This window comes from Acidobacteriota bacterium, from assembly GCA_016716435.1.
Classification (GTDB): domain Bacteria; phylum Acidobacteriota; class Blastocatellia; order Pyrinomonadales; family Pyrinomonadaceae; genus OLB17.
The window spans coordinates 457,209-475,828 of the sequence record JADJWI010000008.1; the positions used below are offsets into that span (position 1 = coordinate 457,209).

The following is an 18,620-nucleotide window of genomic DNA, read 5'->3' on the forward strand; positions in this document are numbered from 1 at the left end:
GCCGAGCAGCCGCAAATTCAGGACCAAGTGTTTCGTAGAATTACCGCTTTTATTGATGTCGAGTGCGATAGAAAAAACCGAGAGAAAGCCGCCGCTTAAGCCCAAGCCGGAGGAGATAAAGGTCCTCGGGCCGGTCGAGCGCGCCGGGTTTCGGCTAACGCGGCGGATGAATCAAGGTGCGTGGAAGCGGCTCTGGACGTTCAGCCAGCGGCACATCGGCTCGCTCTGGATCTATCTTGCGACCTATAACCTGATGAACGTTTTCGGCATTGAGAACGTCGAGGATGCCGACCATTCGCGTCCGCTTTTGCTCGTTGCCAATCACCGCTCGTTCTTTGATATGTACACGGTCTCGAGCGTGCTTTTCCGGCGGACGACGCGGCCAATAGAATTATATTTTCCCGTTCGTGCGAAGTTCTTTTACACCAACCCGGCGGGCTGGTTCGTCAATCTGGTGATGGGCTGGTGGTCGATGTATCCGCCATTTTTTCGCGAGGCACGCGAGGCGGAGAAACGCGAGTTTGATAAATTTTCGCTGCGTGAACTGACGCGAATCTGCACCGAAGGCCGCGGCCACATCATCGGCTTTCACCCCGAAGGGAAGCGGAACCTGAATGACGACCCGTATTCATTTCACCCGGCCCAGCCCGGCATTGGTAAGATCATTTTCGCCGCACGGCCGCAGGTGATTCCGGTCTTTATCGCCGGCCTTGGGAACGACCTGCCAAAACAGATAATGGGAAACTGGACGGGCGGCGAGAAGATACGGATCTGGTTCGGCGAAGAGATCGACCTTTCGGAGTTTCTTGAAAAGCCGGACCGGCTTAGGACACACAAAGAGATCGCCGATCATCTGATGGAGAAGATCGGCGAACTTGGGGAAAGCGATCGAGCCGAGTTCGGCAAGGCGAAAACCGGCTAGCTACTTGTAAGCCCCGCGCTGATTGGAGATATCTTCGAGCCTACTGAAATAGGGGTTATAAATGTTCTTTTGAACATTTCCGAACAGATTAAAGCTCTCGAAGAACTTGCCCCATTCATTTGCCGGAGGCGGCAAAAACCGGCAGAGCCTGCCGAATCCCTGAAACAAAAGATCGAACGAATCCGCGGCTTTCTGAGGGTCGTCATAAATCAACCGGTCGTCGCTGAGAGCTACGATGGCGTCATGTATCTTTCCCGCCGCCGAAACGTCGATGCAAATATCCTGGACCTTGCCGAGCGATTCCGAGATCTTGCCCAGCCCTTCGTTTGCCTTTGTAAGCTTATCGAAGACACCGGAATTTCCCTGAGCCATCGTGCCGACCATCAAAGCCTGATCGATCCGCTTCTTTCCAAGTTCGGTGGCGGCCTTGAGCTCCTCAAGGTCGGTATTTGCGGCGCATGCGCCCGCCTTTTTTTTGATCGTCAACCACGCAGCACTAAACTTTTCACTCCAATCTGCCATTTTGATCCTCCAAATCTTCGGAATGTCTGAACGCGCCGGCGAAGGAGCAAACGGCAGCGTTCACCTTACTACGCGTAGGAATGGCGGAATTGTATCACCGAAAGGATGGAAATAAATAAAACGTTAACCAGCTTAAGGTCATTTTTTTCCGAGCTCGACGGCACGGCGGTAGGCGGCGTAGGCGGCTTTTGAGAGCACGGTGCGGAGGCCGCCTTTTTCCATTTGGTAAATTGCCTCGGCGGAGGTGCCGCCGGGCGAGGTGACCATGTTGCGGAGTTCGGCGGGGTGTTTGTGGGATTCCATCGCAAACTTGACCGAGCCTAGCATCGTTTCCTGGACGAGTTCCTTGGCGACCTCGCGTGAGAAACCGAGGTGGACGCCGGCGTCGGTCAGGGCCTCCATCACCATAAAAGTAAAGGTCGGGCCGGTCGCGCTTAGCGACGTCGCCATGTCGATCATGTTTTCGGTCTCGACGTAAAGCTCTTTGCCGAGAGCACGTAGCATCGTCTTTACGGCATCGCGGCGCTCGGCGGTAACCTCCGGCGAAGCGGTCCAGACACACATTCCGGCACCGATCTGCGAGGGCGTGTTCGGCATTACGCGGACGACCGTTTTGGCCCCGAGCGAATCGGAGATCTTGTGAATCGTGGCTCCGGCGACGATCGAAACGACCGTGGCCGAGGGCTTGATAGCGTCCTTCAGGTCTTCAAGAACACGGCCGAGACGCTGCGGCTTGACGCAGACAAAGATGAACGAATCGTCAGCAAAAGCGGCCGCCTCGCGGTTATCGGCAGAGACGCCGATGCCGTATCGCTCGGCAAGCTCGCGGCGGCGCTCTTCACGCGGATGCGAGGCGAAAATGCGGTCGGGCGAGAGCATCTGCTCGCGGAGCAGGCCGGCGACGATCGCCTCTGCCATCACGCCGCAGCCGATAAAGGCGGCCTTAACATCGGGAGCGAGGCTTGTTTCGGTGACAGACATTCTATTCGTAGCTTAGGGCCTCGACCGCATCGAGCCGAGCCGCTCGCAATGCCGGATAAAGCCCGCCGACTGCTCCGCCGACCAGGCCGACGACAAGCACGATGCCGATGACGAGCGGGCTGATCTCGACCTCAAGCGTCGTGACGAGATTGAGGCCGTAGCGTGCGGCAAAAGTAAGCACGACGCCGACGATTATTCCCGCAAGGCTGATGAGAAGTGCTTCCTGCGTAATGGTCCAGCCGATCTTGCCGTTGCTCATCCCGAGCGATTTCATAATGCCGATCTGCCGCGTTCGCTCGGTGACGGTCGTGTACATCGTCAGCAGGATGACGAGTGCACTGATGACGGCGGCGATGCCAATGAAGACGTTGAGAAAGACATTCATCGCCGGAACGCCGGCCATGTAAAGTTCTTCGAGGTCAGACATCCGGATGACCTGAGCATCGGGGAAGCGTTCCTGCAGACGCTGGCCGACCGACTCTTCCGTTTGGTTCGGCCCGATCGCAACAAGGGCCGAGGATATTTTGCCCTCGGAGCCGAGCTGTGTTTGCATCACATCGAGCGGGATCTTTATTCGAGCACCGCCGGCGGGTTCGTAGGTGCCGACGATGGTGAACGGGCGTTCGTAGATCGGGGTCGTATCGCCGATCTTGAACTTTTTCTGGCGTTGAAAGGCGGTATCGATGATCGCCTCATCACGGCCGGGCGTGAAGGCACGGCCCTCAACAAGCCTGAGGCCGGAAATGGCGGAATACTCATCGAGAATGACGCCATCGATGGTGCGCTTTCCGGTATTGTTGTCGGCTGCATCGACCGAGTTTTGGCCGATGCCGACAGCCAATCGGACGCCCTCGACCGATTTGATCTCATCGACGACCGTTGCCGGAAGGCGAAACGCGTCGGTACTGCCGATGCCGATCGAGCCCGACGAAGAGAAGCGGAGTTCGGCCCCGACATTGGCATCGCGGGAGGCCTGTTCGCGGATGGTGCCATTGGCGAGCCCGACGGTGAAGACGATCAAGAGAACACCGACGGCGATGCCGAGAACGCTGACGGCGGTCCGGGCCGGCCGATGAAACATATTTGAGAGAACGAGGCTATCCATCAGTTTTTCGGTTGGGCGAGCGTGGCCGCGGTGTTCGTATTTCCGGTGGCGACCTGTCCGCCCTGTTCATTTTCGAGCTGGATCTCTTCGGGCGAACGCCAACCGGCCATTCGCAAAAGCTCGATGGCGTATTTGATCGGGACTGCCATATTGACCGCGGTATTTTGCGTGAAGACGCCGAAATTGACGGCGATGACCTTGCCGGACTGGCCAAAGAGCGGTGCGCCGGAGCCGCCCTCGGCCGTTCGGGCGTCGTGAACGATGCGGCGGGCGTCGAGGTCGGTGATCGCTCCTTGAGTAGTCAGCGGTTGTATCTTGAGCGTTTGTGCGAGGAAATTGACCAAATTCTCGCGTGAATTGCCAAAGCGGCGGTTGATCGAATTCGCTTCAACGTCATCGACCATCGCGAGCAGGCGGTCTGGCCCGTTGGGGTAACCCATCGTGACGACGGTCTTTCCGACGGTGGCGGCGATCGATGCTTCGTCATCGAGCGGAACTGCGGCAAGCGGCGTGGCGAGTTTGCTTATGTCGACCGAGCCGACAGCAAGATCCTCGCGGGTGCTTGTTTGCCGAACGGTGAGTGTAAATGGCTCAGGGTTGTTCGGGAAATAGACGAGCAACTTGCGAATGCGTGCGCGCCCGTTGGAACTCGCCATCATCGATTTAACTACATCGTCCTCGGTCCAGGGCTGGAGTACGTGGCGGTTGGTGACGATGAAGCCGCCGCCGACGTGGAAACCGGTCCCGATAAAATCGTATTCGACCGGGCTGCCGTTGCCGACCGTCGTAAGCCCGGTGGCCGGAGCGGCCGCCATCGGCGTGTCATCCTCTGACGGAGCCTCGTAGGGCATCGGCTGGAAAGACTGCTGGTCCGGGTATCGGAGGACGCGGCCGGTCGCTCGATCGACGAGCTGATAAACCCCGACGATCAAACAGACCGAGTTGCCGTATTCGACCTTGACGTTCTGGGCCAGCGACTGCGTCCGGATCATTTCCTTATTGGTCTGTTCCAGCGTGCCGATCTGGTCGCTCGTCTGCCCGAGCTGCTTTTCGAGTTTAACGATGAGTTCCTGCTGTTTCTCGGATTGCTCGCGATTTGCCCTTAGCTCCGCACTGACCGAATAAACCAAATAAAGTATGCCCGTCAGAAATCCGGCCGAGATAATGAGCACGACCGCCTTGGTCGTCCAGCTAATCTCGCGCATCAGCTCGCGGCTGAACTCGCGGAGGAAGGCTTTCGCATCGTCGCGTTCCGGCGAGGCCGCCGCGTCGAGCGCCGCTTCGGCGATGAACGGCGCGACCTGAGCGTCGATCCGCTTGGTTGTGATCAGCGAGGGCTTTTCGACCAGCGAGTAGAAGCCGAATGTGATGTCGGTCTCGCCGACCTTTAGGACGTCGCCGTCGGTCAATGCAATGAACCGGCGGACGGGCTTTGCGTTTACTGTGAGCCCGAGGGCAGAGTCGAAATCAATAACGCGGTACACACCTTCGGCGTTCTCCAGCCGCAGCCAAACGCCCGATGTCTCGAGCTGCTTGGTGTGGATCTGAAGGTCACAGGTTTCATCGGAGCCGATGCTCAGCCGTTCTTCGGAAAAGAACTCGGTGCGCTTCTCCGCTCCGACCGAGATGTGAATGATAATGCCTGATGCCATTTCCGGGTGAGGGCGCGTTTCCCCAAGCAAAGTTTAGCACAAATGCCAGACGTTTCGATGCATTCCGGGGGGCAAACGTGGCACAATATCGGTAATGGCCAAGCCGAAGAAGATCAAAGACCGGGAAAGGCTCGTAAAGCTTGCCCCGGTGACCGAAGCACCGGTGCGAAGGCACGTTTTCGTTTGCAACGGTAAGAGCTGTATGGCGGTCGGTGCGGCGGAGGTCAAGACGGAATTTGAGCGGATCTTGGCCGAAAAAGAGATACGATTTGGCAAAACATCAAAGGGACGGAACCCCGAAGGACCGGTGGTTTTGACGGATTGCGGCTCGGTCGGCTTTTGTTCGGTCGGGCCGGCGGTGCTTGTTTACCCGGAGGGCGTTTGGTACGCACAGGTGCAGGCCGAGGACGTCCGCGAGATAGTCGAACACCATTTGGAAAAGGGCGAGGTGGTCGATAGGCTGGCTTTGATAAAGGAATTCGGTACGAATTAACGCTCGGCGAACGCAACCGGTTTGCGGAGTTCACTATTGTCGATTACGATTAGTTTTTCGCATATATGTCAACAGAATTAAAGAAGACGCCGCTTAATGGCGTGCACCGCGAACTCGGCGGCAAGATGGTCGATTTCGGCGGCTGGGACATGCCGGTCCAGTACAAGGCCGGTGTGATCGAGGAGCACATGGCGACGCGGACGCGGGCAGGGCTTTTCGACGTCTCGCACATGGGCGAGATCTGGGTCGAAGGGCCGGATGCGATCGCCTTTGTCGACCGGCTGACGACCAACGACGTCACCAAACTTGCCGACGGCCAGGCCCATTACTCGGCCCTTACGAATCACGACGGCGGCGTTGTTGACGACCTTCTTGTTTACCGCTTCGGGCCGAAACGGCTCTTGCTGGTCGTGAACGCGGCGACGACCGACAAAGATTGGCACTGGATCCGCTCACACCACTCGGAACACGACGATCTGGCGCTGCGGAACGCTTCGGACGATTACTGCCAGATCGCGATCCAAGGGCCGCGGGCGGTTGCCATCCTGCAGAGGTTGACCGAGACCGAGCTTGAGCCGATCAAGTATTACTGGTTCACGGAAGGCAAGGTTGACGGCGTGGATGCGATCATTTCGCGGACCGGTTATACGGGCGAGGACGGGTTTGAGGTCTATGCGGCACCGGATAAAGCTGTTCAGCTTTGGCAGGCGATGATGCATGCCGGAGCCGACGAAGGAATTCTTCCATGCGGGCTCGCAGCCCGAAACACTCTCCGGCTTGAATCAGCAATGTCGCTTTATGGGCACGAACTCGGCGATGACATCGCGCCGCTCGAAGTGGGACTCGGTTGGATAACCAAGCTCGGGAAGGACTCGGACTTCATTGGAAAGGACAAACTCGCGGCGATGAAGGAGGCCGGCCTCAAGCGGAAGCTCGCCGGATTTGAAATGACCGAGCCGGGAATCGCCCGCGACGGCTTCGATGTTTACATCAATGGTGAAAAGGCCGGGGTCGTTACATCGGGCTCGCCGGCACCGTTCCTAAAGAAGAACATCGGGTTGGCGTTTTTGCCGCCGGAATTCGCGGAAATCGGGCAGGAGATCAAGATAGATATTCGCGGTAAGCAGGTCGCGGCAAAGGTTGTCCCAACTCCTTTCTACAAACGCGCAAAGTAGCTCTTGTTTTACAGATTAGCAGGTTTACACATACGAAACTTATGTCAAACATTCCAGAAAATCTAAAATACAGCAAAGACCACGAGTGGGTCTCGATCGACGGCGATGTTGCCACTATTGGCATCACAGATTATGCACAGTCATCGCTTGGCGACGTTGTTTATGTCGACTTTCCGCGTGCGGGTGATAAATTCGCGACGCACGAGGCGTTCGGCTCTGTCGAATCGGTCAAGGCCGTATCGGAGATCTTTACGCCGGTGGCGGGCGAGGTGACCGAGGTCAACGAGGGCCTGAATGACTCTCCGGAATCGGTCAACAATGACCCCTACGGCGAAGGCTGGATGGTCAAGGTGAAGATGGACAATTCGGGCGAAGCCGATGCGCTGATGACCTCGGCGGAGTATGAAGATTATTTGTCGAGTCAGGGTTAGAGGAAGAGTCTAGGAAGTCTAGGAAGTCTAGGAAGTCTAGGAAGTCTAGGAAGTCTAGGAGATCTGGGAAGTCTTGGAAGTCTGGGGAGCCAGATACAATGACGAAAGTCGCGATTGCGAGAAGTGAGAAGTTTTAAGTCAACTGAGTACGGACAGACCAATTAAACTGACCCGACTTCCAAGACTGTCGAGACTTCCTAGACTGTCCAGACTGTCAACTTATTTATGCGTTATATACCAAATTCACCCGAGGAGCGGCAGGAGATGCTCTCGATGCTCGGGCTCGGAAGTGCGAGTGAGCTTTTCCGCACGATCCCGCAGGACGTTCAGCTTGGCCGTGAGCTGAAGATCACCGATCCGCTCGCCGAGCCGGAAGTGATCGCCGCAATGGAGGAAATGGCTGCCCGCAACACGGCGGCGACCAAGCCTTCGTTTCTCGGGGCAGGCGTTTATTCGCACTATTCGCCGACGATAGTCGATCACCTGATACAGCGGTCGGAGTTCTTCACTTCCTACACGCCGTATCAGCCGGAGATCTCGCAGGGCACGCTGCAGTACATCTTCGAGTTCCAGACGCTGGTCTGCCAACTCACCGGAATGGAAGTGGCGAACGCCTCGATGTACGACGGTTCAACGGCGATGGCCGAGGCATACCTGATGGCACAGCGGGTGACGCGTCGGGACAAGATCGTGGTCGCGAAGTCAGTACACCCGGAATATCGCGATGTGGCCGTGACCTACGCTCAGCATGGCGATACCGAGATAATTGAGATCGGCTACGACGAAGCGACGGGTCGTGTTTCGGGGCTCGAAGCTCTCGACGACAAGACGGCGGCTCTCGTTGTTCAATCGCCGAATTTCTTTGGCTGTGTTGAGGACGTGAAATCGCTGGCCGATGCCGCACATGCGGTCGGGGCGTTACTGATCGTGACGGTGACCGAGGCGATCTCGTTCGGGCTGCTGAAAACGCCGGGCGAATGCGGGGCCGATATCGTCGTCGGCGAAGGTCAATCATTTGGGATTCCGATGAGCTTTGGCGGGCCGCACCTTGGGCTTTTTGCGACGCGGGAAAAATACGTCCGCAGTATGCCGGGCAGGCTCTGCGGCGTTGCCTATGACAAGGACGGCAATCGCGGTTTTGTGCTGACGCTTTCGACCCGCGAGCAGCATATCCGCCGCGAGAAGGCGACCTCGAACATCTGCACGAACCAGGGGCTGATCGCTCTCGCGGCGACCATCTATATGGAAGCAATGGGCAAAAAGGGCCTGCAAGAAGTCGCCGAACATAACGCACAAAAGGCCACATATGCCAAGAAACAGATAGCGGCGATCGACGGGTTTTCGATACCGTTCTCGGCTCCGACGTTCAATGAATTTCTGGTCCGCGGGCCGCGTCCGGCGACGGAGATCCTCGAGAAAGTACGGACGGAAAGCGGCGTTATCGGCGGGCTTGCTGTTTCGAAATATTTCGAAGGTCACGAGAACGACTTCATCGTCGCTGTGACCGAAACGGCGAAGAAGGAGCATATCGACAAGCTTGTTGCCGGGCTCGCGGCGGCGTGATGGGTTTATGATCTTCGGGCCTTTCGAGATCGCAATTTGTCTCGGAGCAGTGATGACATTCGCCCTGGCCGTGGGCTTAAGCCTGGCAACTCGTGATGTGCTCGACTGGTACCGAAGCCGCGGGCCGCGGTGCCCGAAGTGCCTCGCCGCCATTAACGCGGAGGCTTACATTTGCTGGTCATGCAAGGCGGAACTTGAAAGTGCGAAGTCGCTGAGAAACGAGCTTCAGGGAACAAAAGACTAAAGGACTCGTCGAGCTTCTGGAAATGTTGTCGTTAATGCGAATTAGGCCGGAGCGGTTTGCGAACCGAGAATGAGTTAGTTGCAAGCGGATGAAAGGCTGCTTCCGAGACAGTCGAGCCTCTCCGCGAGAAAGGCATCATCGGCGGACTCGCGTAATCGATGTTTTTCGACGGTACCGAGAACAAATTTCTCGTTTCCGTTACCGAAACCAGTTGTTGGGGACAGATCGACCATTTAGTCGATTTGGCGGTGTAAGATGTTCAGACCATTTGTATTAGTCGTAACTTTGGTCGCAACTTCGGGTTGGCTGTCGGCTCAGGTGCCGCAATACAAAGACTTTGCATCTTACAAGACGTACGAAGGACGGAATGCGAAGCCGATAATTACAAAACGCGACAGATCGTTTAGGACCAGAATACGATGGGCTTCCGAAGGTAAACGAGATTTTGCGGGGGAGTACATTTTTGCTCAGTTCGGCTGCGGAATGGCGTGCAGAGCCACGTTTGTGATCAATGCTAGGACAGGACGTGTTTCCTGGTTGCCCTTCACCATCTGTTGTTGGGAACCGATTGATGCTGATCCGGTAGCATATCGCCTTAACAGTCGTTTGGTTGCTTTTCGAGGCTTGCGGAACGAAGGAAACGACGAATTTAGTGGCGATAATCCAGATGACGTACATTTTTACGAACTTAGAAATGGTGAATTTCGATTTGTGAAAACCATTCGAGGCAACAACTCGCAATGAACGACATCGACCGCCGAAAATTTCTTTCTTCCGTTGGCAAGGGCCTTGGGCTGATGGCGATGTCGTCGTCGGTGGTCGGTTCGCTCTTTGAGAATGTAAATGCGGCGGCGAAGGCGGTCGAGCATCTTTCGCCCGCGGAGGCTGCAGCCGATGAGGATTTCTGGGCGGCGATCCAGCAGTCGTTCTCGGTAACGCGGGGCATTATCAACCTGAACAACGGCGGCGTCAGCCCGAGCCCGCGGATCGTGACGGAGGCCTTTGTCCGCTACACCTGGCAGCAGGAGGACGCGACGGCCTACACGATGTGGCAACTGCTTGAGCCGCAGTCCGAGACGGTGCGAACGGGCCTGGCCGAGATGTTCGGCTGCGACCGCGAGGAGATCGCGATAACGCGAAACGCATCGGAGTCGCTCGAAATCCTGCTGATGGGGCTCGACCTCAAGGCCGGCGACGAGATACTGACGACGACGCAGGATTACCCGCGGATGCTTACGACGCTTCGCCAGCGGGAACTCCGCGAAGGGCTGAAGCTGAAGCTCATCAAGGTGCCGGTCGCTCCGGCGAGTGCGGATGAGATCGCCAAGGCCTACGAACAGGCAATGACGCCGCGGACGAAGCTGGTCCTGATCTCGCATATGATCAACCTGACGGGGCAGATCACGCCGGTTCGTAAGGTTTGCGAGATGGCGAGGGCACGCGGGGTCGAGACGATCGTCGATGGAGCGCATTCATTTGCCCAGTTCGACTTCAAGCGGGACGACCTCGGCTGCGATTATTTCGGGACGTCGCTCCACAAATGGCTTTATGCCCCGAAGGGCACGGGAATGCTCTACATTCGCAAGGAGAAGATCCCGAAGGTCTGGGCCCTGATGGCGAGCGAGGACAAGAACCGGGCGGACATCCGCAAGTTTGAGGAGATCGGGACGCACTCGGCCGCGATGCGGCTGGCGATCGGGGAAGCGATCTTGTTTCACCACGCGATCGGTGCGAGGCGAAAAGAAGAGCGGCTGCGTTATTTGTCACGCTATTGGATAAGCCGGCTTGGAGATCTGCGGAATGTCGGGTTCAATACGTCGTTCGACGCGTCCCAGTCCTGTGCGATCGGGAATTTCAAGATCGAAGGCGTTGACCCGCGGGAACTCGGCAGCTATTTGATGGCGAAGCACAAGATATTTACGACGCCGATCGTGCACGAGGAATTTACCGGCATAAGGATAACGCCGAACGTTTATACGACGCTTTGGGAACTCGACCGCTTTTGCAGCGTGGTAGAGGACGTAGCCAAGAAGGGGCTGCCAAAGGCTTGAGAAATTTTCTTCGAATGACAATTAGTAATTACTAATTATTGATTGCTAATTAGGTTAGGGAAACAGAATGAGCATTACAAAAGTTACACAGCATCCGACACAGAACGAGGGGTTGATCTTTGAGCGTTCGCAGACGGGCCGCGTCGGCTATCGCCTGCCGAAGCTTGATGTTGAGGCCGCAAATATGGATGAGATCATCCCGGCGGAGCTTCGCCGCGGCGACGGGCTGGCCGATGTTCCGGAGGTCTCAGAGGTAGATGTCATCCGGCACTTCACGCGGATCTCGACCTGGAATTACTCGATCGACCTCGGGATGTATCCCCTCGGCTCGTGCACGATGAAGTACAACTCGCGGCTCAATGAAAAGGTCGCAAGGATCGGCGGATACACAAACTTGCATCCGCTTGCACCGGAAGAGGAATCGCAGGGAGCTCTCGAGCTGATGTATCGGCTGCAGGAAGATCTTGCGGAGATCACGGGCCTGCCGGGCGTTTCGCTCCAGCCCGCGGCCGGTGCCCAAGGCGAGATGACCGGCGTGATGCTCATTCGCGCATTTCTTGACAAGCGGGACGGCGAGGCCTCAAAGGATCGGCGTGTGATGCTCATTCCGGAATCGGCCCACGGGACGAATCCGGCCTCGGCCGCACTCGCTGGATTTACGGTCAAGGCGATCAGGGCGAATGAGAACGGGCTGACGGACATGGACCACCTTCGTGAGCTCTGCGATCAGGGCGGCGTCGCGGGACTGATGCTGACGAACCCGAACACGGTCGGCATCTTTGAAACGAACATCAAGGAGATCTGCGAGACGATCCATAACGCCGGCGGGCTTGTTTACATGGACGGCGCGAACATGAATGCGCTGGTCGGTGTGGCAAGGCCGGGCGACATGGGCGTTGACGTCATTCACCTAAATCTGCACAAAACTTTCTCGACGCCCCACGGCGGCGGCGGACCGGGCTGCGGCCCGTGCTGCTGTACGGCAGAGCTGGCTGAGTTTCTGCCAGTTCCGCGAGTCGAGAAGACCGGCGAGAGGTATCACCTGAACTATGAACTGCCGAATTCGATCGGCCGGGTCAAGGCATTCTTTGGCAATTTCGGCATGATGATCCGAGCCTTGAGCTACATTTACACCCACGGTGCCGAGGGCTTGCGCGAAGCGACCGAGACTGCGGTGCTGAACGCCCGATACGTTGCCCATGAGCTGAAGGACACCTACCACATGCCGTTCGAAGCGGATTGCATGCACGAGGCGGTCTTCTCGCATAAGCACCAGACAACGGCCGGCGTCCACACTCTGGACATCGCCAAGCGGCTCATCGATTACGGCTTTCATCCGCCGACGATCTATTTCCCGTTGGTGGTCGAAGGGGCTATGCTGATCGAGCCGACCGAATCGGTTGGCCGTGCCGATCTCGACGCTTTCGTCGCCGCGATGAAGGACATCGACGCCGAAACACGCGAGAACGCACAACTCGTTATCGACGCCCCGCATTCGACCCGGATCGGCCGGCTCGACGAAGCAACCGCCGCCCGCAAACCGGTCCTCCGCTGGCGGCCGGATATGGAAAGTTTGGGCAAATCGGCGTAAGATCGGGACCCATGTTGTGACGAGAAAAGCGAGGAATGGCTGTTGATAGCCTTTCCTCGCTTTCTTTTTTTGTAGAGTTCGCTCGTACGAATTACGGTGCGACGTAGTTGTAGGTGATGACACCTTGGACCTTTACCGGTTTTCCTTGTAATCGTGTCTGATTAAACCTCGCCTCGCATGCGGCCATCCGGGAGGCTTGTCGGAGCAGCGGATGTCCCGAGACGCCCTGAGCAGAGAAAATTGTGCCGTCCTCATCTACGAGTATTTGAATCGTGACCGCACCACTGGCCCGAACGGCTCGGGCGGCCGCCGGATATGGCGGTTTGGGCAGCGAAACTGCCTTTCCGTTCAAAACACCACCACTGATCGGTCGGGAAGGAAAGTTGGAACGTGGAGACGTCGCGTTATCGTCGGGATCAGCTTGAACCGAGGCTCCGCTACCGACCGTGTTGACACGGCCAACGTAATCCGGCTGCGGATTCTTTCCGGCTTGCTGGTCTTGCTCCATTGCTTCTTTTGTTCCTCCGACATTCTTCCCGGTCGCTATCATATAATTCCCGGTATATTCGTTAGCGTCGGACTCCTTTACATCTGGTGAAGCAACCAGAAAATAGATCTGGCCGGATGATGGCGCGGGAAGTCCGCTCAAGGTCGCCGGATTGAAGCGAACGGTCCGGGCCGCGGACTCGGCAGCCATTCGAAGTTCGAGGATGCTTGTCCGCGTAGTTGACGGGCAAACATTTCCCGGGCCGCTTACGGAATTAACGCGAACCACATTTCCTGCCTCGTCGATATCGACCGAGACAGAGAGTCGGCCGGCAATGATCGACTGAACTCCGGAGATTGTCTCGAACGCAGCAGAGTAGTCCGCGATGCTTGCCGGTTCCTTGCCAGGTTCCGGTCTTGCATCGAAGCCGACCACCTGCCCGAAAGCTGACGGGCAGAATGCGAGGGCGATAAGTAAATACATTCCGGGAAAAATACTTTTCATCTTTATTACTCCTGTCGTTTGCGAAACGTCTATGCTGAAAACCAGCTCTTACCATCTAGGGACGCGGGCCAGCGAATACATAGGTGATCGACCCATAAACTTTGATCGCGCTTCCTTGAAGCGTCGTCGGGCGGAATTTGGCCTTGCATGCCGCGTCCCTTGCTGGGCCGTGAAGCGAGGGATGCCCGCTATATGCACCTGCACGTTCAACAGTTCCGTCCTCGTGGATGAGCACAGCCACATTTACCGCCCCGGAGACCGTAATTCCTCTCGGATAATCGGGTTTTGGAAGCGAGAGTGCTTTTCCGTTCACGAAACCTCCGCGAATGAAACTTGGACGGCCGTTGGCCGCGGCTTCTAGTGCCTCACGCTGTCGCACTGCATCGTTGAATGCCCGGCCTGTAGCGATCGTTACGAGGATGTCTGATGAGACCGCTTGGCCGTTCCTTGTAGCAGGTTCGAATTTCAGGCCAAGAGCATAATCTTTCGCGGCTTTCCGCACTGCCTCGAGCTCTTTCTTTGGGTTGGACTTGCACGGCCATTCGGGGCCGGCGACGACCTCAGCGGACTCGGGCTTTCCCTGTTTATCTACCTTGAGTGAGATGACCATCCGGCCCTCGATGCCGGCGGCCGCGGCCGCTTCCGGAAGTTCGAACGACGGGTCGCCGATCAATTTGGGATCTGTTCGCGTTTGGGCCGATGAGGTGAGAAAGCTCCCGAGTAGCAACAGAGCGAGAAAGCAGGCTTGGGTCTTCATGGTTCGGTACTCCTGGAAGAACATATTGGGAATGTCTGCAAGACGATTTCGGGCATTATACGCGAGAGTTCGATCGATTGCCAGAGCTTTTTTCGGGCGACGGGCGATCCGCCACAAACTTTCGTGAAGCCTTCCGAGGTTTTGAGAATTGATGAACTTGAAATATATTGGCGGGCAAAAGGGAAACGAGCAGATGATGAAACGAATGAATTTTTTTACCGCAATTGTTGGGCTTTTAGCTCTTGGGGCGGTTTCGGTGTTGGCGGTTGACGGCATTACGAAGCGGATCAGCTTTGCCCGCGGGAAGAGTTCGGCGACGGTCCGCGGAGCCGTCATTCGCGGCGATGCCGATACGTGGATAGTCCGGGCAAAGGCCGAGCAGATGATGACGGTAAGCATTCGCTCGGTCGAAGACAATGCCGTCTTTACGGTGCAGGGGCCGGCCGGCGAGTACCTTCAGGATGCGGGCGAAGAGGACGAGGCGCGCGGCGTTACGAACTCGCTGCCCTATGATGGCGACTACCGGATAAGGGTCAGCGGAACCCGCGGAAACGCGACCTATCGGCTGACGGTCTCGATAAAATAGAGGTGAGAAAATGTTGAAAAAGATCGCCATCGCGATTGCATTGATCATTATCGTTGTCTTCACGATTGCCGCGGCCGCCGTCTTCCTTACCGGGACCGAGGTTAGCGCGGAGCGCGAGGTCGTTATCAATAAACCACGCGACGAGGTCTTTGCGTATTTGAAACAGGTAAAGAACCAGAATGAATGGGGTACGTGGTATAGACGCGACCCGGGAATGAAGCAGGAAACGACCGGGACCGACGGCACGGCCGGCTTCATTTCGCGATGGGAAAGCACGAACCCTGAGGTCGGCTCTGGTGAGCAGGAAATTAAACGTATCGTCGAGGGCGAGAGGATCGATACCGAACTGCGGTTCAAAGCTCCGTTCGAATCAAAGGCGGACGCCTATCTGATAACCGAACCGGTTGGGGCGGCACAGACCCGCGTCCGCTGGGGCTTTCGCACGGAGATGCCGCGGCCGATGAACCTGATGCTGCTCGTTATGGACCTCGAACAGGCGATCGGCAAGGACTATGAAGAAGGGCTCGCCAATCTCAAGCAGATCCTCGAGCGGCCTTGATCCGGGCGAAAATGAAAACTTTTTGTCTCATTTCGACTTCGGGTATATACTGTGAGCGAAGTCCTGCATCACCGACCAAAACCAGCTTTTTGAAATTCCGTCGCACCTGCGTTTTACGCGACCGCCTGATAAGGAGGAGATCATGAGATATCGAGCATTGATTTTTTCATTCCTTTTGTCCGCCAGCGTTGTTTGCTTTGGCGGGGTAGTTCCTGTATCGGCCGGGATCATTGCGAACTTTGAAGCCAGGCAAGATCCGGTCTATACAGCATATCGCGGTGTAAAGATCGGTATGTCCACGGCGGAGGCGCGAGGTGTGCTTGGCGATCCGAAGGAGAAGTTTGACACCGAAGACATTTTCCAGCCGGCCGATGGTGAAGAGGCCCGTGTTCTTTACGATGAGGGCGGCAAGGTTCATGCGATCTCCGTAATGTACACCGGCGACATTTCGAAGGCACCCGCGCCGAAAGTGGTAGTCGGCGAGAACGTTCCGGCCCGCGAAGATGGCGGGATGTTCAAGCGGGTCGAGTACGAAAAGCTGGGCTTCTGGATCTCGTATGCGAAGGTCGCGGGCGACAACCCGATGATAATCATAACGATGCAGGCGATCTGAAAATTGCTTTCATCCAGAGGGTTAGAATAAAGTACGCCAAACTGAAACGCCTGCCAATTTGCCTGAGGGGCGTTTCCCACTATACTTACGTCAACATATGCCAACGATCGGAATCCCTAAAGAGATCCATCCGGGCGAACGCCGTGTCGCCGCAACCCCTCAGACGATACTCAAGCTCAAGAAACTCGGTTTCGACGTAAGCGTCGAATCCGGTGCGGGCTCGACCATCAATGCATCAGACGCCGAGTATCGGGAAGCCGGTGCCGCGATCGCCGCGGACGCAAAGGAGCTTTGGTCATCGTCGGACGTCGTGATCAAGGTCCGGCCGCCGGAGGATGGCGAGGCGGAAATGATCCGCGAAGGTGGATGGCTTGTCGGCTTTATGTGGCCGGGGCAGAACCGCGAGATCATCGACCGGCTGGCAAAAAGGAAGGCAACCGTTTTTGCGATGGACAGCGTCCCGCGGATCACACGTGCGCAAAAGATGGACACGCTTTCCGCAATGGCAAACATTGCCGGATATCGGGCGATAATCGAGGCGGCTCAGCATTTTCCGCGATTTTTTACAGGACAGATAACTGCCGCCGGCAAGATCGATCCGGCAAAGGTGCTGGTGATCGGTGCGGGAGTCGCGGGGCTTTCGGCGATCGGTGCTGCTAAAGGCCTGGGCGCGATCGTCCGCGCGTTTGACCCGCGTTCGGCGACGAAAGATCAGGTTGCCTCGATGGGCGCCGAGTTCCTTGAACTCGACGTAAAAGAAGAGGGCGAAGGCAAGGGCGGCTACGCCAAGCAGATGTCGGACGACTTTCTCAAAGCCGAGATGGCTTTGTTCGCCCAGCAGGCGATGCAGGTCGATATCATCGTTACGACCGCTTTGATACCGGGCAAGCCGGCACCGAAATTGATAACGCAGGGGATGGTCGAATCAATGAAACCGGGCTCGGTCATCGTTGACCTCGCGGCCGAGCAGGGCGGCAATTGTGTTCTGACGGAGCCGGGCAAAGTGGTGCATCACAAGGGCGTGTCGATCATCGGTTACACTGACCTGCCTTCGCGGATGGCCTCGATGTCGTCGCAGCTTTACGGTGCTTGTGTTACGGCACTTCTCGACGACCTTCGGAAAGCGCCGGAGGGCGAGAAGGCGGAAGACGAAGCGACGCGGCTTTATGTGAATCTGGACGACGAGATCGTCCGCGGTGCGATCGTGCTTCACGAGGGCAAGATGCTTTGGCCGGCACCAGTAAAAGAACTACCGCCACCACCCGAACCCGGCGGAAGCGCAAAGGAACACGTTGCGGTCGCCAAGGCAGTTTCGTCCGGACACGGAGCCGACGATGGAGCCGGCATCAGCCCTTGGCTTCTGCTCGTCGTCGCGGTCATTTTGCTCGGGTTGGGCTTCGTCGTGCCGGCCGGCAAGCTCTCGCATTTCACGGTCTTTATGCTTGCGGTGTTTGTCGGGTTCCAGGTCGTCTGGAATGTGAAGCCCGCTCTGCACACGCCGCTGATGAGCGTCACCAACGCGATCAGCGGCATCATCCTCGTCGGCGGAATGCTCCAGCTTTCAGGCGAGATGAACGTAACCACCATCCTCGGCGCCATCGCTGTCCTCATCGCCACGATCAACATCGCCGGCGGATTTTTGGTAACGAACAGAATGCTGGCGATGTTTAGGAAGTAGGCCGATGGGGAGTTATGACATTCCGGACGAACTATCGGTGAAAGCGCTTTCCGGGGCGTTTAAAAAGTTCTATTACAATTGGTTCGTGAATTCATTTGGATTGACGAGAGGCGAGGTCGATTTGGAGTTCCTAGCTGATCTGACAACTCAGGAGCGAGAATTGGCGATTGGTTTGTTACGACGAAATTTAGGACTCGGCCACTCGCACCTCGTCGAAGGCATCGGCCTGTTGGATGACAAGGAATCAATACCCACACTTCGAACTATGCTTGCCGAGACCACTGACGCAAGTCGCAGACTTACCATAGCGGGCTCACTTTGGAAGCTTTGCAAAGACGAATCCTTTCCGAAAGAAATTGAGCGGATGGTTAAGAAAGGCAATAGGTTCGTTAAGGAAGCTCACTTAGAGCAAATATTATGGCTTGGAGATACGCGATCGATTCGATATCTGATCGATTTAGTCGCCGAAGGCGATACCTTTGCCGGTTCTCTCGCATTGTCCCGACTGAACGAAATCGAGGACAATAAGCGATACCTTCTCGGCAGGGACGAGTTTCCACATCAGCCTGATTATTACCTGCGTCTCCGTGATGATGATTACTTTCTTACTACGATGTTAAATAAGATGATCAATTATTCACCGGCGACAGCGATTATGACCACCGTAAGTGGCATCGTGATCACAGAAATTTGATCCGACCATCAA

19 protein-coding genes are annotated in these 18,620 nt (G+C 56.6%); 13 read left to right on the forward strand and 6 right to left on the reverse strand.

The annotated features are described in order from the left end of the window. Nucleotides 1–55 precede the first annotated feature (55 nt). The gene (locus tag IPM21_14060) at nt 56–922 is read left to right on the forward strand and encodes a 1-acyl-sn-glycerol-3-phosphate acyltransferase (GenBank protein ID MBK9165003.1); all 867 of its coding nucleotides are present in this window, start codon (nt 56–58) and stop codon (nt 920–922) included. Here IPM21_14060 and IPM21_14065 read toward each other — a convergent pair whose 3' ends face one another. The 4 genes from IPM21_14065 to IPM21_14080 form a co-directional block, all read right to left on the reverse strand. Then, complete coding sequence (locus tag IPM21_14065; protein MBK9165004.1) at nt 923–1,444, reverse strand: hypothetical protein; 522 nt, start codon at nt 1,442–1,444, stop codon at nt 923–925. It abuts the gene before it with no gap. Between the two features lie 138 nt (nt 1,445–1,582). After that, nucleotides 1,583–2,425: a pyrroline-5-carboxylate reductase gene (locus tag IPM21_14070; protein ID MBK9165005.1), complete on the reverse strand. Its 843-nt coding sequence runs from the start codon at nt 2,423–2,425 to the stop codon at nt 1,583–1,585. A 1-nt stretch (nt 2,426) separates the two neighbouring features. Continuing rightward, complete coding sequence (locus tag IPM21_14075; protein MBK9165006.1) at nt 2,427–3,530, reverse strand: ABC transporter permease; 1,104 nt, start codon at nt 3,528–3,530, stop codon at nt 2,427–2,429. Next, the gene (locus IPM21_14080; GenBank protein ID MBK9165007.1) at nt 3,530–5,182 is read right to left on the reverse strand and encodes a trypsin-like peptidase domain-containing protein; all 1,653 of its coding nucleotides are present in this window, start codon (nt 5,180–5,182) and stop codon (nt 3,530–3,532) included. The genes IPM21_14075 and IPM21_14080 overlap by 1 nt, the downstream gene beginning before the upstream one ends. Before the next feature lie 94 nt (nt 5,183–5,276). Here IPM21_14080 and IPM21_14085 point away from each other — a divergent pair, with 94 nt between their 5' ends. The 7 genes from IPM21_14085 (at nt 5,277) to gcvPB (ending at nt 12,730) form a co-directional block, all read left to right on the forward strand. Beyond that, nucleotides 5,277–5,675: a (2Fe-2S) ferredoxin domain-containing protein gene (locus IPM21_14085; GenBank protein MBK9165008.1), complete on the forward strand. Its 399-nt coding sequence runs from the start codon at nt 5,277–5,279 to the stop codon at nt 5,673–5,675. A gap of 65 nt (nt 5,676–5,740) precedes the next feature. Continuing rightward, nucleotides 5,741–6,850 carry a glycine cleavage system aminomethyltransferase GcvT gene (gene gcvT / locus IPM21_14090; protein ID MBK9165009.1) on the forward strand — a complete coding sequence of 370 codons (1,110 nt, stop codon included), beginning with the start codon at nt 5,741–5,743 and terminating at the stop codon, nt 6,848–6,850. Nucleotides 6,851–6,891: 41 nt separating this feature from the next. After that, on the forward strand, nt 6,892–7,281 hold the full coding sequence (gene gcvH, locus IPM21_14095; protein MBK9165010.1) for a glycine cleavage system protein GcvH: 390 nt from the start codon (nt 6,892–6,894) through the stop codon (nt 7,279–7,281). Nucleotides 7,282–7,506: 225 nt separating this feature from the next. Then, a complete protein-coding gene (gcvPA, locus tag IPM21_14100; protein MBK9165011.1) occupies nt 7,507–8,844 on the forward strand; it encodes an aminomethyl-transferring glycine dehydrogenase subunit GcvPA in 1,338 nt (445 codons plus the stop codon). A gap of 52 nt (nt 8,845–8,896) precedes the next feature. Further along, the gene (locus IPM21_14105; GenBank protein MBK9165012.1) at nt 8,897–9,088 is read left to right on the forward strand and encodes a hypothetical protein; all 192 of its coding nucleotides are present in this window, start codon (nt 8,897–8,899) and stop codon (nt 9,086–9,088) included. Nucleotides 9,089–9,828: 740 nt separating this feature from the next. Further along, on the forward strand, nt 9,829–11,139 hold the full coding sequence (locus IPM21_14110) for an aminotransferase class V-fold PLP-dependent enzyme (GenBank protein MBK9165013.1): 1,311 nt from the start codon (nt 9,829–9,831) through the stop codon (nt 11,137–11,139). A 67-nt stretch (nt 11,140–11,206) separates the two neighbouring features. Beyond that, nucleotides 11,207–12,730: an aminomethyl-transferring glycine dehydrogenase subunit GcvPB gene (gene gcvPB / locus IPM21_14115; GenBank protein ID MBK9165014.1), complete on the forward strand. Its 1,524-nt coding sequence runs from the start codon at nt 11,207–11,209 to the stop codon at nt 12,728–12,730. 91 nt (nt 12,731–12,821) lie between these two features. Here gcvPB and IPM21_14120 read toward each other — a convergent pair whose 3' ends face one another. Together IPM21_14120 and IPM21_14125 are read right to left on the reverse strand one after the other, a co-directional pair. Then, nucleotides 12,822–13,721 carry an energy transducer TonB gene (locus IPM21_14120; GenBank protein ID MBK9165015.1) on the reverse strand — a complete coding sequence of 300 codons (900 nt, stop codon included), beginning with the start codon at nt 13,719–13,721 and terminating at the stop codon, nt 12,822–12,824. A 55-nt stretch (nt 13,722–13,776) separates the two neighbouring features. Then, the gene (locus tag IPM21_14125) at nt 13,777–14,478 is read right to left on the reverse strand and encodes an energy transducer TonB (protein ID MBK9165016.1); all 702 of its coding nucleotides are present in this window, start codon (nt 14,476–14,478) and stop codon (nt 13,777–13,779) included. 151 nt (nt 14,479–14,629) lie between these two features. Here IPM21_14125 and IPM21_14130 point away from each other — a divergent pair, with 151 nt between their 5' ends. The 5 genes from IPM21_14130 to IPM21_14150 all read left to right on the forward strand — a co-directional run bounded on the left by IPM21_14130 (nt 14,630) and on the right by IPM21_14150 (nt 18,608). After that, nucleotides 14,630–15,064 (forward strand): hypothetical protein, encoded by a 435-nt coding sequence (locus IPM21_14130; GenBank protein MBK9165017.1) that lies wholly within the window; start codon nt 14,630–14,632, stop codon nt 15,062–15,064. Between the two features lie 10 nt (nt 15,065–15,074). After that, the gene (locus tag IPM21_14135; protein MBK9165018.1) at nt 15,075–15,623 is read left to right on the forward strand and encodes an SRPBCC family protein; all 549 of its coding nucleotides are present in this window, start codon (nt 15,075–15,077) and stop codon (nt 15,621–15,623) included. Nucleotides 15,624–15,765: 142 nt separating this feature from the next. Beyond that, complete coding sequence (locus IPM21_14140) at nt 15,766–16,236, forward strand: hypothetical protein (GenBank protein MBK9165019.1); 471 nt, start codon at nt 15,766–15,768, stop codon at nt 16,234–16,236. Between the two features lie 97 nt (nt 16,237–16,333). After that, nucleotides 16,334–17,914, forward strand: coding sequence for a Re/Si-specific NAD(P)(+) transhydrogenase subunit alpha (locus IPM21_14145; protein MBK9165020.1), 1,581 nt, complete (start codon nt 16,334–16,336; stop codon nt 17,912–17,914). A gap of 4 nt (nt 17,915–17,918) precedes the next feature. Beyond that, nucleotides 17,919–18,608 carry a hypothetical protein gene (locus IPM21_14150; GenBank protein ID MBK9165021.1) on the forward strand — a complete coding sequence of 230 codons (690 nt, stop codon included), beginning with the start codon at nt 17,919–17,921 and terminating at the stop codon, nt 18,606–18,608. The last annotated feature ends 12 nt before the right edge of the window (nt 18,609–18,620 follow it).